Origin of the sequence: Burkholderia sp. BCC1208 (genome assembly GCF_902833095.1) — a bacterium.
GTDB lineage: Bacteria > Pseudomonadota > Gammaproteobacteria > Burkholderiales > Burkholderiaceae > Burkholderia.
The window spans coordinates 331,122-345,768 of sequence record NZ_CADFDY010000002.1 but is presented as its reverse complement, the minus strand read 5'-3'; the positions used below and the strand labels follow the sequence as shown (position 1 = coordinate 345,768).

12 protein-coding genes are annotated in these 14,647 nt (G+C 65.0%); 7 read left to right on the top strand and 5 right to left on the bottom strand.

The window, feature by feature from the left end; genetic code table 11:
• Positions 1-350: 350 nt before the first annotated feature.
• The gene (locus tag HWX09_RS06390; protein ID WP_027782642.1) at positions 351-1,526 is read right to left on the bottom strand and encodes an acyltransferase; all 1,176 of its coding nucleotides are present in this window, start codon (positions 1,524-1,526) and stop codon (positions 351-353) included.
• 218 nt (positions 1,527-1,744) lie between these two features.
• Between HWX09_RS06390 and HWX09_RS06385 the strand changes: the two genes are divergently transcribed.
• Together HWX09_RS06385 and galU are read left to right on the top strand one after the other, a co-directional pair.
• Entirely contained in the window at positions 1,745-1,888 is a 144-nt protein-coding gene (locus HWX09_RS06385; protein WP_162836110.1) for a hypothetical protein, read from the top strand.
• Positions 1,889-2,118: 230 nt separating this feature from the next.
• Positions 2,119-3,006, top strand: coding sequence for a UTP--glucose-1-phosphate uridylyltransferase GalU (gene galU, locus HWX09_RS06380; RefSeq protein ID WP_027782643.1), 888 nt, complete (start codon positions 2,119-2,121; stop codon positions 3,004-3,006).
• 385 nt (positions 3,007-3,391) lie between these two features.
• On the opposite strand, the gene HWX09_RS06375 is transcribed toward galU, so the two are convergent.
• A complete protein-coding gene (locus HWX09_RS06375) occupies positions 3,392-4,510 on the bottom strand; it encodes an acyltransferase (protein WP_027782644.1) in 1,119 nt (372 codons plus the stop codon).
• Positions 4,511-4,767: 257 nt separating this feature from the next.
• Here HWX09_RS06375 and HWX09_RS06370 point away from each other — a divergent pair, with 257 nt between their 5' ends.
• Together HWX09_RS06370 and HWX09_RS06365 are read left to right on the top strand one after the other, a co-directional pair.
• A complete protein-coding gene (locus HWX09_RS06370) occupies positions 4,768-5,217 on the top strand; it encodes an HU family DNA-binding protein (RefSeq protein WP_027782645.1) in 450 nt (149 codons plus the stop codon).
• A gap of 274 nt (positions 5,218-5,491) precedes the next feature.
• Complete coding sequence (locus tag HWX09_RS06365) at positions 5,492-6,334, top strand: AadA family aminoglycoside 3''-O-nucleotidyltransferase (RefSeq protein WP_051421367.1); 843 nt, start codon at positions 5,492-5,494, stop codon at positions 6,332-6,334.
• A 102-nt stretch (positions 6,335-6,436) separates the two neighbouring features.
• On the opposite strand, the gene HWX09_RS06360 is transcribed toward HWX09_RS06365, so the two are convergent.
• The 3 genes from HWX09_RS06360 to HWX09_RS06350 all read right to left on the bottom strand — a co-directional run bounded on the left by HWX09_RS06360 (position 6,437) and on the right by HWX09_RS06350 (position 9,844).
• Positions 6,437-6,910, bottom strand: a complete 474-nt coding sequence (locus tag HWX09_RS06360) for a VOC family protein (protein ID WP_027782646.1) — start codon at positions 6,908-6,910, stop codon at positions 6,437-6,439.
• A gap of 399 nt (positions 6,911-7,309) precedes the next feature.
• A complete protein-coding gene (locus tag HWX09_RS06355; RefSeq protein ID WP_027782647.1) occupies positions 7,310-8,467 on the bottom strand; it encodes a porin in 1,158 nt (385 codons plus the stop codon).
• Positions 8,468-8,887: 420 nt separating this feature from the next.
• A complete protein-coding gene (locus tag HWX09_RS06350; RefSeq protein ID WP_027782648.1) occupies positions 8,888-9,844 on the bottom strand; it encodes a YihY/virulence factor BrkB family protein in 957 nt (318 codons plus the stop codon).
• Between the two features lie 154 nt (positions 9,845-9,998).
• On the opposite strand from HWX09_RS06350, the gene fdnG reads away from it, so the two are divergent.
• Genes fdnG through HWX09_RS06335 form a run of 3 tightly spaced genes read left to right on the top strand, consistent with a single transcriptional unit; the run spans position 9,999 to position 14,618 of the window.
• Positions 9,999-13,070, top strand: coding sequence for a formate dehydrogenase-N subunit alpha (gene fdnG, locus HWX09_RS06345; RefSeq protein WP_143751655.1), 3,072 nt, complete (start codon positions 9,999-10,001; stop codon positions 13,068-13,070).
• Positions 13,071-13,080: 10 nt separating this feature from the next.
• Entirely contained in the window at positions 13,081-13,995 is a 915-nt protein-coding gene (gene fdxH / locus HWX09_RS06340) for a formate dehydrogenase subunit beta (RefSeq protein ID WP_027782651.1), read from the top strand.
• Positions 13,992-14,618 carry a formate dehydrogenase subunit gamma gene (locus HWX09_RS06335; RefSeq protein ID WP_027782652.1) on the top strand — a complete coding sequence of 209 codons (627 nt, stop codon included), beginning with the start codon at positions 13,992-13,994 and terminating at the stop codon, positions 14,616-14,618. The genes fdxH and HWX09_RS06335 overlap by 4 nt, the downstream gene beginning before the upstream one ends.
• The last annotated feature ends 29 nt before the right edge of the window (positions 14,619-14,647 follow it).

Here is a 14,647-nt window from a genome sequence, read left to right as displayed (position 1 = left end):
GAAACGGGCCCCCATGCGGCGTTGCGCTGCGTGGGGGTTTTGCTTTTCAGCGGGTGGAGCGTCCGGTCGTGACGGACGGGCGGGTTGCGCGCCCGGGTCGGAGTCGGGCGCGAGCGTGGCCGGTCGTCATCTGGAACGGGATCGGGCCGTCGGGAACGTGAGGCGATCCGGCGCCGTGGATATCGCCAGGGGTCGCCACGCGGGCCGTGGCGCGGTCGGACAGCAGCAGTCTGCCGGGTCCCTCCCGACCCGGCCGGCAACCGCGTGCCGGCCATGAAAAAGCCCCCGCGCGGCGAGACACCGCGCGGGGGCTTCGACCCGGACGGGCCGACCGACCCGGCCGGCCCGCGTCAGACGGCCTGTTCGGGCGCCGACGCGACGACGCGGGCGGTGCGGGTCGGCTTGAAGCTGGCCGACCACATCATCGCCGGCCGTTCGAACATCCGGTAGAACAGGTACGCCACCGGAATCGCGACGGCCATGAACGCGAACGACGGCCAGATCGACAGTTGCAGTTCGGAGTGGAACAGCACCGAGCCGAGGCAGACGAAAAGCGGCAGGTGGACCAGGTACAGCGAGTAGCTGAAGTCGCCGAACCAGCTCAGCACGCGCAGTGGCGGCGTCGGTCGCGGCGGGCGGGCGAGCGCGCGGTACAGGAAGCACGCGAAGCCGGCCGACCACAGCTGGAATGCGCCGTACTGGCCGAAATGGAATGCGCCGCAGCCGGCGGCCAGCAGCACGGCGGCCGCGACGTACCACGCGCGCGACGGCACGACGGCCGTGCCGCGAGACTGCTGCGCGCGCACGTCCGCGATCCATGCGCCGATCGTCCAGGACAGCCAGTACGACGTGAAGAACTGCAGGTCGTGCCGTTCGAGCAGCCACGCCGACGCGACGTTGACGAGCGCGACCACGGCCACGACGGCCGGCATGCCGATGCGCCGGCGCAGCGCGAACAGCAGCGGGTAGATCGCGTAGAACTGCACTTCGAGCGACAGCGTCCACAGGGCGCCGTTCGACCCGTACGTGTAGCCGGCGACGCCCTGCAGCGAGAACAGGTTCACGAGGAACGCGACGAGGCCGACGTCGCGGATCTTGTGGCTGACGGGCTCGATCTGCAGGCTGACCGCATCGAGCGCGAGCGTGAACAGCAGCGCGGCGAGCAGCACCGGATAGATGCGCGCGAAGCGGCGCACCCAGAAGTTCGGTGCGTCGAGCCGGTACGCCGGATTGGCCGCGAGCTTGAGCGCCGCGTTGCGGTGGATGCAGTAGCCGCTGATCACGAAGAAGATCGGGACGCCGGCGGAGCCCCACGCGAACGGGAGGGTCAGGTAGCCGGCGATCACGCCCGGGCTCAGTGCATGACCGTAAGCATGATGGAAGCTCTGCATGCCGACCCAGACGACCTGGCGGCAGTGGAAATAGGCGACGAGCAGCGCCGCGAAGCCGCGCATCGCGTCGATCACGTGTTCCTTGTGATCGGCGACGGGCGGCGCGGCCAGAGACGATCCGCTGAAAGCTTGCATGCGATTCGATTCCTTGCGACGGATGGACGGGAAGTTTCATCCAATCGTAATGCGCAAGAATTCGGTCAATGAATAAAAAAATCTCGCCCCGGAAATCCCGGTATTCCACATCATGGATTTATCCCGGTCTGAAAGCAGGCTCTCGACGAGCTCAAATTATTTGCCGATTTTTTTCTGATAATTTGAAGCTCCAGTTGATTGATGCAAGGAGCGGCAAGATGGACATGCATTGGATCGCGAGCGCTGCAGTACTGCTGGTCATGGTCGTGCTGTCGGCGTACCGCGAGGCGCTGAAGAACGAACCGATCCGCCCGGGCTTCGAGCGGGGCGGCGTGCCCTATATCGAGGAATTCGAATCGTAAGAATTTGTATCTGGAAAATCGGTAATTTGTTTCTGCTTCGGCAATCGGTTCGGCAATATCGACCGGCTTGAAACGATTATATTTTTTCAGAAATAATTGGGCAACCAGTTCATATCGAAAATGAGCGGAGTGGAATTGGCGGTGCCGTCGATTCTCGATATGCCGTTCGGAACACAATCGCGCCGGGTCGCGGGTCGACGCGGTGCAGTCAACGCTATCAGGATGCGAACATGTTGAAAGTCACCAGGGCCGTGTTTCCCGTTGCCGGTCTCGGCACGCGGTTCCTCCCGGCAACGAAGGCGAGCCCGAAGGAAATGTTGCCCGTCGTCGACAAGCCGCTGATCCAGTACGCGGTCGAGGAAGCGATCAACGCCGGTATCACCGAGATGATCTTCGTGACCGGGCGCAGCAAGCGCGCGATCGAGGATCATTTCGACAAGTCGTACGAAATCGAGGCCGAGCTCGAGGCGCGCGGCAAGGAAAAGCTGCTCGAGCTCGTGCGCGGCATCAAGCCGAGCCACGTCAACTGCTTCTACGTGCGCCAGCCGGAAGCGCTCGGCCTCGGCCACGCGGTGCTGTGCGCGGAGAAGCTCGTGCACGGCGAGCCGTTCGCGGTGATCCTCGCCGACGACCTGCTGCACGGCGAACAGCCGGTGCTCAAGCAGCTCGTCGACGTGTTCGACCACTATCACAGCTCGGTGATCGGGGTCGAGACGATCCCGCGCGAGGACAGCCGCTCGTACGGCGTCGTCGAAGGCCGGGAGTGGGAAGAGGACATCATCAAGCTGTCGGGCATCATCGAGAAGCCGGCGCCCGAGGATGCACCGTCGAACCTCGGCGTGGTCGGCCGCTACGTGTTCATGCCGACGATCTTCGATCACCTGCGCAAGCTCAAGCCGGGCGCGGGCGGCGAACTGCAACTCACCGACGCCGTCCAGTCGCTGCTCGCGAACGAGCAGGTGCTCGCGTATCGCTACTACGGCACGCGTTTCGACTGCGGCAGCAAGATCGGCTATCTGAAGGCAACCGTCGAGCTCGCGCTCCAGCATCCGGAAGTGAGCCGCGAATTCGAGGCGTACCTGCGTACCTGTTTGCCCGCGCTGGCTGCCGTCGCTTAAGCGGCCGCGCGCTCCGTCGTTTCAGGTGGTGGTTGTTCCGTTGGCCCCGGCCGCTCGCGCGCCGGGGCTTTTTTGTTTTTGCGGGCGCACGAGCATGGTGCGCGACGTCTGCATGTGGTGCGGGGAATGTCCGGAAGGTGGCGGCACGCGGCACGCGAAGCGTGCCGATGACGGGGGACGTCGCGCGTGAAACCGGTGCGGAAGCATTCGCCGGGCGAGTGGATCGGTGGATGGGGGGGCGGTCTGCACGACGCTTGCGCCGGTGTTGCCCGATGACGCGGCATCGGCTGTCATGCCATCGGCCGCCGGGCGTCGTCACCGGTATCGCGGCGTTGCGATCCGGCCTCGGCCTCGGCCTCGGCCGCGCGCCGCGCCCGTGTGCCGCTCAGCGCGGCGACGCGCTCGGCTGCGCGGCGAAGTACCGGGCCAGCATCGCGGCGATCGGCTTCTTGAAGTCGAGCAGGCGCTTCTCGAGATAGCGCCAGGACAGGTGCGCGAGCAGCACGGCGAGCGCGAATTGCAGCATTTCCGGCAGCGCGTCGCGGACGATGTCCGGCATCGGCACGTGGGCGAACGACGCAGGCAGCACGCCGAAGCGCGCCGGAATCAGGTTGTGGAACAGATAGAAGCCGTAGCTGATCGTGCCGAGATAGGCGAGCGGCGTCCAATCGAGCAGCGCGACGACGGGATGCTCCGGTTCGCTGACGATCCACAGCATCAGTGCGCCGAGCGACACGGACAGGCCGAGATCCGCGAGCCCCGCGACCGCATCGGGCAACGCCGTGCAGGCGGGCAGCACGAGGAAGAAGGCGACGCCGGCCGCGCCGAGCCAGCCGGGCGGCACGCGGCGCGCGGCGGCCGCGCCGCGATCGGCGAGCGCCATCGCGCCGACGCCGCCGAGCGCGATCAACGCGAAATTCCACGGGGAAAACGCGTAGATCAGCACCGGCGACGCGTCCGACAGGTAGAGCGCGAGATGCGCGAGCGCGCACAGCGCGACGGCCGCGATGCCGAGCGCGACGTGTCGCGCGGCGGGCACCGCGAGCAGCGCGAGGGGGGCGATCAGATAGAACTGCTGTTCAACGGCGAGGCTCCAGAAGTGCGACGTGGAGCCCGGCCAGCCGTCCTTGACGACGCCGATCCAGTAATTCGACAGGAACGCCGCGTGCCATGCGAGCCCGAGGTTGACGCCGCGCTGGTAGAACAGCGCGTGCGCGATCGCGAGCGCCGCGAGCAGCAGGTAATACACGGGAAAGATCCGCAGCGCGCGCTTCGCGAGGAACAGCGCCAGCGCGTGGCGGCGCGTCATGGTGCCGCGCTCGATCGCCTGGCGGTTGCGATGCAGCTCGCCGACGATCAGGAATCCGCTGATGAGGAAAAACGTCCACACGCCAAGCTTGCCGACGTCGACGGCAAGGACATGGCCCTTGTGGGACAGGAAAACGAGGATGACGGCGAGGGCTCGCAGGCCGTCGAGTCCTTTGACGTATCTGACTTCGCGCATGGAGGCATCCGGGCATTGAGCGAGCCCAGTATAGGTGCGCAAATATCGAACGTAATTCGCGTTCGGACGTATACGTGAAGGTGTTTTTTTACGCTCGAGCGTCGATGAAGTCGGTCGCGCGCAACAAAACCTGCGGGAAACCCCGTGAAAACGCATAAAAGTACTGCACGAAGCGTCAAGGCGCTTGTAGAATCCGGCGTTGAAGCGCGCGCGTTGCACGCTTCGTGTATCCAACGACCACACCTGGTAGGAGAAACATGGCGACTTCCGCAAAAAAGGTGGCCAAGAAGGCTGCCGCACCGGCCACCAAGAAAGTGGCTGCCAAAAAGGCTGCGCCCGCGAAGAAAGTAGTGGCCAAGAAGGCTGCCGCGAAGGCAGCACCGGCTGCTCCGACGCCGCTGAAGGACAAGTTCACGAAGGCATCGCTCGCAACGCACATCGCTGAGCGCGCAGCTGTCGAAGTGAAGGCGGTCAAGGCAGTTCTCGTCGCACTCGAGAACGTCGTGCTGGGCTCGGTTCACAAGAAGGGCGCAGGCGAGTTCACGCTGCCGGGTCTGCTGAAGATCACGGCACAAGTCGTGCCGGCGAAGAAGAAGCGCTTCGGCAAGGATCCGTTCACGGGCGAAGAGCGTTGGTTCCCGGCGAAGCCGGCCAGCGTGCGCGTGAAGGCACGTGCGCTGAAGAAGCTGAAGGACGCGGCAGCGTAATGCCGCGCAACGACTGCCGAATGCAAGTCGGCAGCCGTTGCGATGTCCCGAGATCCCCGTACGCGACAGCGTGCGGGGATTTTTATTGCGCTGCGCAAATCGCGCGGCGGCGAATAGCCGGCCCGGCGATGACGGGTTTGCCCGACGCAGGATGGGCGGCGGATCGCATGCCGCGCATTCGCATTCGCATCCGCATCGCCGAGCGGCAACTTTCGTTCGCGCGCCGCGTTGTTTCGTCGCGTTCCGTTGCGAGCGCATCGCCATGTTCGCCATCGTGACTGACCTCATCCCGCACGACATCGCCGGACAGGTCGTCGCCGCATGCGCCGCGATCGAACGGCAGCTCGGTGCGACGCTGCAAGCGATCCACCTGTTCGGATCGGCGCTCGACGGCGGCCTGAAACCGCGCAGCGACATCGATTTGCTGGTGACGGTAGCGGTGCGCCCGGACGAAGCAGTGCGGCGCGCGCTGATGTCGGACCTGCTCGGCGCGTCGGCACCGCTCGGTTGCGGCGGCGACATGCGTGCGCTGGAGGTCACCGTCATCGCACACGGCGACGTGGTGCCGTGGCGCCATCCGGCGCGACGCGAGCTGCAGTTCGGCGAATGGCTGCGCAGCGATCTGGAAGCCGGCATCGTCGAGCCGCCGCTGGTCGATCACGATCTGGCCATTCTGTTGACGAAGGTGCGACAGCACGGTGTCGCGCTGGTCGGGCCGCCCGCGAACGTGCTGTTCGAGCCGGTGCCCGCGCGCGACTTCGTCGCCGCGCTGCTTGCGACCGTTGCACAGTGGAAGGCCGAACCGGACTGGCGCGGCGACGAATGCAACGTCGTGCTCGCGCTCGCACGCATCTGGTACAGCGCCGCGACCGGCAGGATCGCGCCGAAGGACGTCGCCGCGACATGGGTGCTGGAGCGCTTGCCGGACGTGCACCGGCCGGTTGTAGCGGCTGCACGTGCTGCCTATCTCGATGGCGAAGCGGGCGCGACGATCCTGTCGGGCGAGCCGCTGGCCGAATTCATCGGCTACGCGCGGCGGACGGTCGAGTCGATGCTGTCGGCGGAGCAACGGGCGCCCACGATGCACGCTACCGGTTCAGCGGCCGGCCACGGATAGCGAACGCCTGCGAGCCGGCTCCATGCGCAAACCGTCGAGCCGCGTGCATGCGGGCGGCCCGGCCCGGCGCGGCGTCACATAAGCGTTGCCCGCCGCCGGTCGTCAGCCCGCCGTGCCCGCAAAGGCGGCCTTCAGCGCGGCGTCGTCGAACTTGGTCATCTGCATCATCGCGGCGGCCACGCGCCCCGCCTTGACCGCGTCGCGGTCGGCCATCATCGGGATGAGCGCTTCCGGAACGATCTGCCACGACACGCCATAACGATCCCTCAGCCAGCCGCAGCCGTCGGCCGTGCCGCCGTTGTCGAGCAGGGCGCTCCAGTAGCGGTCGAGTTCCGCCTGGTCCGCGCAACTGACGAGCAGCGAGATCGAATGGTTGAACGCTTCCGTGCGCGGGTGGCTCATCGCAAGGAATGGCTGTCCGAACAGCTCGAATTCGACCATCCGCGTGCCGTCGGTGCCGGGCACCGCCGTGACGCGCACGATGCGCGAATCCGGAAAGATGCCGGCATAGAAGGCCGCTGCTTCTTCGGCTTCAGTCGAATACCAGAGAAAAGGCGTGATCTTCTGAATCGTCATGACGAATCTCCTGTCTGTATGGGTTCGGGGCAAACCGTATGCCGCCATCGATACGACGGACGACGCCTGCCGGAATCGACACGCGGCGCAAACAAATCCCGCATCGATCGAGCCCGGCGACGCCGGCTGTGCGGATGGTAGTCGTCCTACGGAGAAACGGCGACCTCTTTGGGCTGGGGGAACGGTGTTGCGGGTGCATTGCAGCCGTCAGGCGCCGCTGCCAGCCCGCCGACCCATGGTTGGAGCGTCGGCTTTCGCGCGGCGGCCCTGCAGGCGATGTCGGCCCCTCGCCGGCCGGAGCCGGACGAAAAAAAAGCCAGCCGCGGCCGAAACCGGGGCTGGCTTTCCAGGTCGGTGCGCAAGGCGTCGGAGACGCCATGCACGCCGGATACTTCGTTTTTAGAACTTGTGACGCAGGCCGAGTGCGACGATTTCCTGCGAGCTCTTGCCGGCGATGCCGTACGAGCCGACCGACGCTTGCGCATCGCTGCCGTCGGCGTTGTGGCCGCTTGCGTGCTGGTACGCGCCAACCAGGTAGATGTCCGTACGCTTCGACAGCGAGTAGTCCGCACCGAGCGAAACCTGGTGGTACTTGGCGTCCGTCTGGCCGCTACCCTTCGTGTAGATGTAGCCGACGCCCAGCAGCAGCGGTGCCGATGCCTGGTACGTGACGAATGCGCGGCCCGTGTTGTACTTCTGGTTCGTGCCGAAGCCGGAGTTCGCATCAGCCTTGTACTGCGCGTTGCTGTAGCCGAGACCGAACGTCACCGGGCCGAATGCATACTGACCAGCGACTTGCGCGATGCCGATCGACGATGCCGACGAGTACGCGTTGTTGATGAAGGTGCCCGAGCCGTCGAAGATCGCGTCCGACGTGCCGGCCCAGCCGGTGCGCTGGCCCGTTGCGCTCAGCGGAGCCGAGTTGTTCGCGTGGAAGTAGCCGGCAGCCAGGCCGAGCGGGCCGTTGTTGTACGCTGCCGCTGCCGCCCACGTCTGACCCTTGCCGGTTGCGCCGGCGACGCCGCCGAGTGCGTACATCGCTTCGACCTGCAGGCCTGCCCAGACCGGCGACGTGTACTTGATCGCGTTGCTGACGCGCAGGCTGTTGTCGTTGTTGTCGACGTCACCCGGCGTGGCGAACACGCTGCCGAAGTAGTTGTCAGCCGTGACTGCCTGAACCAGGTCGACGAGCGGATCGTACTGGCGACCCAGCGTCAGCGTACCGTACTGGTCGCTTTGCAGGCCGACGAAAGCCTGGCGGCCGAACATGCGCTGGCCTTGGCCCAGTGCGCCCGATGCCGAGTTGAAGCCGTTTTCCAACTGGAAGATCGCCTTCAGGCCGCCACCGAGGTCTTCCGAACCCTTCAGGCCGAAGCGGCTGCCTTGCAGGTTGCCGCTACCCATCGACCACGAATTGTTACCTTGACCATCGTTACCGTGAACGTAGGTGATCGACGTGTCGATCACGCCGTAGAGCGTCACGCTCGACTGAGCTTGAGCAGCGCCGGCAGCGCCCAGCAGGGCGAGCGAGAGGGTCGAGAGAGCAAGTTTCTTCATCGTTGAGTTTCTCCACGCAAGTGATTCATCGTTATTTGTTGCGGATTGGAGAATAGCTCAGTGCCATACACGCAAGAAAGCTTAAAAAATAAAGTGTCTCGAAAAGGTAACAGCGGGAAAAAGTCTATATATATCAAGCACATCAGCAACTGTTCCTGTTTATGAAATAGTTGACAATTGCTGCGCTGCGATTGTTTCAATAGTTGATGCGCATGTCGGCAGACCCCCTGTTTCGGCCCGTTGCAGCAGGAAAACGAGGGTGTGCAAACGTTTGCGGTTGCAGGTACGTGCGCGTCGACGTGGCAAGAAGCGCCGACGCCGCGTGAATGCGCGGCGGACGTCGGGGTTGTGAAGGCGCGAGCGAGTGTGCCGGGGGCGCGAGAGAGATCGATGTGCGGCCGTTTTCAGCGGGCGGGTGAATCAGTCGTCGCGCGGGCGATTTTCCGCTTGACCGGCTTGATGGCCTTGATCGGCAGCTTGAGCGGGCGCTCCCGGCGCCGAATTCTCGGCCGCCCGATGCGCGTTGCCGCGGGCCGCCGCGAATTCCGCGCCGAGCAGCAGCACGACCGCGGAGAAGTACAGCCACATCAGCAGGACCGCGAACGATCCGGCCGCGCCGAACGCGCTCGCCGTGCCCGCACGCGCGAGGTACAGCGCGAACAGCTTCTTGCCGCCGGAGAACAGGATCGCCGACACGATGCCGCCGATCGCGGCGTCGCGCCACGCGACGCGCGCATCGGGCAGGAACTTCATCAACGACGCGAACGCGGCCGCGAGCACCGCGATGCCGACGAAGAACTGCACGAGGTTCGTGACGACCACGTACGGCGAATTGCCCAGCAGCCAGGTGCCGATGAAGGTGATCGCGGTGTCGAGCACGAGCGACACGATCAGCAGGAACGCGACGCCGAGCACGAGCCCGAACGAGATCAGTCTTACCCGCACCAGCCCGAGCATGCTCGACCAGCGGCTTTCGGTGGCCGGCCAGATCACGCTGAGCGCCGCGCTGAGCGACGCGAACGTGGCCGACGCGCCGACCGCGAGCGCGGCGAACGAGATCAGCGTGGCGAGGCCGCCGCGCTCGCCCGCGCGGTGCGCGTTCTGCACGATCGTCTGGATACTGGCCGCCGCGTCGTCGCCGATCAACTGGTGCGCCTGTTCGAACACCTGGCCGCGCGCGGCGTCGTCGCCGTAGAACCAGCCGGCCACCGCGATCACCATCACGAGGGTCGGCGCGAGCGAGAACGCGGAGAAAAACGCGATGCCCGCGGCCATCGCGGAGCAGCGATCGGACGAGAAGCGCTTGAACGCGGTGAGGGCCCAGTTGGCCTGCTGCTGGGCGAGACGGGTGGCTTCGGAAGTGATCTGTCGTTTCATGACGGTTCGGTTGCGCGCGGAACGCGGATCATCGGAGTTTGATCGCAGGTTAATCGGACAAATCGGTATTGATCCGAGGATTCGATCATAGTTGCCTGAACTGTCTATAATTCCTTTCAGTTTCCCCCCACCCCACAATAACGCCGAGACCGCCATGCTACAAATGTCCCGGCGCCAGTTCCTGAAGGTGACGGCCACGTCGCTTGCCGGATCGAGTCTTGCCCTGATGGGCTTTTCTCCGTCCGAAGCGCTGGCCGAGGTCCGACAGTACAAACTGGCGCGCACAGTCGAAACGCGCAACACCTGTCCTTACTGTTCAGTGGGTTGCGGCATCCTGATGTACAGCCTCGGCGACGGCGCGAAGAATGCGCAACCGAGCATCATCCACATCGAAGGCGATCCCGACCACCCTGTCAATCGCGGCACGCTGTGCCCGAAGGGCGCGAGCCTGATCGACTTCATCCACAGCCCGAACCGCCTGACGCATCCCGAGTATCGTGCGCCCGGCTCGGACAAGTGGGAACCCATCTCGTGGAACGACGCGCTCGACCGCATCGCGAAGCTGATGAAGGCCGACCGTGACGAGAACTTCGTCGAGACGGCGGAGGACGGCGCAAAGGTCAACCGCTGGCTCACGACCGGCATGCTGGCCGCATCCGCGGGCAGCAACGAGGTCGGCTACCTGACGCACAAGACCATCCGCAGTCTCGGGATGCTCGCATTCGACAATCAGGCGCGTGTCTGACATGGCCCGACGGTGGCAGGTCTTGCCCCGACGTTTGGCCGTGGAGCGATGACGAACCATTGGGTCGACATCAAGAACGCGGACGTGATTCTCGTGATGGGCGGCAATGCAGCCGAGGCCCATCCGTGCGGTTTCAAGTGGGTGACGGAGGCGAAGGCGCACCGCAAGGCGCGGCTGATCGTCGTCGACCCGCGCTTCACGCGTACGGCCTCGGTGGCCGATTACTACGCGCCGATCCGCACCGGCACCGACATCGTCTTCCTGGGCGGCGTCATCAATTATCTGCTGACGAACGACAAGATCCAGCATGAGTACGTGAAGAACTACACGGACTTCTCGTTCATCGTGCGCGAGGACTACGCGTTCAACGACGGCATCTATTCCGGCTACGACGCCGACAAGCACGCGTACCCGGACAAGTCGAGCTGGGACTACGAGCGCGGCGACGACGGTTTCGTGAAGGTCGATCCGACGCTGCAGCATCCGCGCTGCGTCTACAACCTGCTGAAGCAGCACTACGCGCGCTATACGGCGGACATGGTCCAGCAGGTCTGCGGCACGCCGAAGGACAAGTTCCTGAAGGTGTGCGAGATGCTCGCGACCACGGCCGTTCCGGGCCGTGCCGGCACGGTGCTGTACGCGCTCGGCTGGACCCACCACTCGATCGGCGCGCAGATCATCCGCACCGGCGCGATGGTGCAGTTGCTGCTCGGCAACATCGGCATCGCCGGCGGCGGGATGAACGCGCTGCGCGGTCACTCGAACATCCAGGGGCTGACCGACCTCGGGCTGATGTCGAACCTGCTGCCGGGCTACATGACGCTGCCGATGCAGGCCGAGCAGGACTTCGACGCGTACATCAAGAAGCGCGTGCAGCTGCCGCTGCGGCCGAACCAGTTGAGCTACTGGAAGAACTACAAGGCGTTCCACGTCAGCTTCATGAAGTCGTGGTGGGGCGACGCGGCCACCGCCGAGAACAACTGGGCCTACGACTACCTGCCGAAGCTGGACAAGCAGTACGACCTGCTGCAGGCGATCGAACTGATGAATGCCGGCAAGATGAACGGCTACATCTGTCAGGGCTTCAATCCGCTCGCGGCGGCGCCGTCGAAGGTGAAGACGGCGGCAGGTCTCGCGAAGTTGAAGTGGCTCGTGATCATGGATCCGCTCGCGACCGAGACGTCCGAGTTCTGGAAGCATCACGGCGACTACAACGACGTGGATGCGTCGAAGATCCAGACCGAGGTGTTCCGCCTGCCGACCACCTGCTTCGCGGAGGAAAACGGCTCGCTCGTGAGTTCGAGCCGCGTGCTGCAGTGGCACTGGAAGGGCGCCGAGCCGCCGGGCGAAGCGAAGAGCGACCTCGAGATCATGTCGGGGCTGTTCCTGCGCATGCGCAAGCTGTACCAGAAGGACGGCGGCAAGTACCCGGACCCGATCGTGAACCTGACGTGGCCGTACGCGAATCCGGAAAGCCCGACGCCCGAAGAACTGGCGATGGAGTTCAACGGGAAAGCGCTCGCCGATCTGCCCGATCCGAAGGATCCGGCGAAGCCGCTCGTGAAGAAGGGCGAGCAGCTCGCCGCGTTCGCGCAACTGAAGGACGACGGCACGACCGCGAGCGGCTGCTGGATCTTCTGCGGTGCATGGACGCAGGCCGGCAACCAGATGGGCCGGCGCGACAACTCCGACCCGACCGGCATCGGCCAGACGCTGAACTGGGCGTGGGCGTGGCCGGCGAACCGGCGGATCCTGTACAACCGCGCCTCGTGCGACGTCGCCGGCAAGCCGTTCGACCCGACCCGCAAGCTGGTCGGCTGGAACGGCAGCGCGTGGAAGGGCGTGGACGTGCCGGACTTCAAGGTGGACGAACCGCCCGAAAACGGGATGGGGCCGTTCATCATGAACCCGGAGGGCGTCGCGCGCTTCTTCGCCCGCGCGGCGATGAACGAAGGTCCGTTCCCCGAGCACTACGAGCCGTTCGAGACGCCGCTCGCCGCGAATCCGCTGCACCCGAACAACCCGCTGGCGCTGAACAACCCGGCCGCCCGCGTGTTCCCGGACGATCGTGCGTCGTTCGGCAAGGTGTCCGAGTTCCCGCATGTCGCGACGACGTACCGGCTGACCGAGCATTTCCACTACTGGACCAAGCATGCACGGCTGAACTCGATCATCCAGCCCGAGCAATTCGTCGAGATCGGCGAAGACCTCGCGAAGGAAGTCGGCGTCGCGCATGGCGAACACGTGAAGGTGTCGTCCAAGCGCGGCTACATCATCGCGGTCGCCCTCGTCACGAAGCGGATCAAGCCGCTGACGGTCGACGGCAAGAAGGTCCAGACGGTCGGCGTCCCGTTGCACTGGGGCTTCAAGGGCCTGACGAAGCCCGGCTATCTCGCCAATACCCTGACTCCGTCCGTGGGCGACGGCAACTCCTATACACCGGAATTCAAGTCGTTCCTGGTGAAGGTCGAAAAGGCGTAAGGGGGAAGAGATGGCATTGCAATCGCTGGATATCAAGCGGGTCTCGGCCACCACGACGCCACCGCCTACGGTGCGCGAGCCGGTGACCGGGAGCGTCGCGAAGCTGATCGACGTATCGAAGTGCATCGGCTGCAAGGCATGCCAGACGGCATGCATGGAGTGGAACGACCTGCGCGACGAGGTCGGCACCAACGTCGGCGTGTACGACAACCCGGCCGACCTGACCGAGCATTCTTGGACGGTCATGCGGTTCTCCGAATACGAGAACCCGGCGGGCGACCTCGAGTGGCTGATCCGCAAGGACGGCTGCATGCACTGCGAGGATCCGGGCTGTCTGAAGGCGTGTCCGTCGCCGGGCGCGATCGTGCAGTACAACAACGGGATCGTCGATTTTCACGAGGAGAACTGCATCGGTTGCGGCTACTGCGTGACCGGTTGCCCGTTCAACGTGCCGCGGATCTCGAAGAAGGATCATCGCGCGTACAAGTGCACGCTCTGTTCCGACCGCGTCGCGGTCGGACAGGAACCGGCCTGCGTGAAGACCTGCCCGACGGGCGCGATCGTGTTCGGCACCAAGGAGGACATGAAGCAGCACGCGGCCGAGCGAATCGAGGACCTGAAGGAGCGCGGCTTCGAGCATGCGGGGCTGTACGACCCGCAGGGCGTCGGCGGCACGCACGTGATGTACGTGCTGCATCACGCGGACAAACCGTCGCTGTACCACGGGCTGCCCGACAATCCGTCGATCAGCCCGATGGTGAAGCTGTGGAAGGGCATCGCGAAACCGCTCGCGGTCGCGGGCCTCGCGCTGACCGCGCTGGCCGGATTCTTCCACTACGTCCGCGTCGGTCCGAACGAGGTGAGCGACGAAGAGGAATCGGCCGCGCGCGACGAAGCGCGACGCATCAAGGAGGACGCGAAATGAACCACGACGACCCCAACCTGATCGTCCGCTACACGCCGAACGAGCGCACGAACCACTGGATCACCGCGATCACGTTCGTGCTGCTCGCATTGTCCGGGCTCGCGCTGTTTCATCCGTCGATGTTCTGGCTCACCGCGCTGTTCGGCGGCGGCCAGTGGACGCGGATCCTGCACCCGTTCGTCGGTCTCGTGATGTTCGTGTCGTTCGCGATCCTCGTGGTGCGCTTCTGGCACCACAATGTGCTCGACGCGGACGACCGGCAGTGGCTGAGGCAGATCGACGACGTGCTGACCAACCAGGAAGACAAGCTGCCGCCGGTCGGGCGCTATAACGCCGGGCAGAAGCTGCTATTCTTCACGCTGGTGGCGTGCCTACTGCTGCTCCTGCTGTCGGGAATCGTGATCTGGCGGCGCTACTTCTCGTTCTACTTCCCGATCGGGGTGATCCGCGCGGCCGCTGTCGTGCATGCCGTGGCGGCCTTCGTGCTGATCGCGAGCATCATCGTGCACATTTACGCGGCGTTGTGGGTGAAGGGTTCGATCGGCGCGATGGTGCGCGGCACCGTCACGCTGGGCTGGGCCCGCAAGCATCACCCGAAGTGGTTCCGTGAAAGCGTGAAGTAACGCAGCGGAGCGGGGCGGTAAGCCGATTG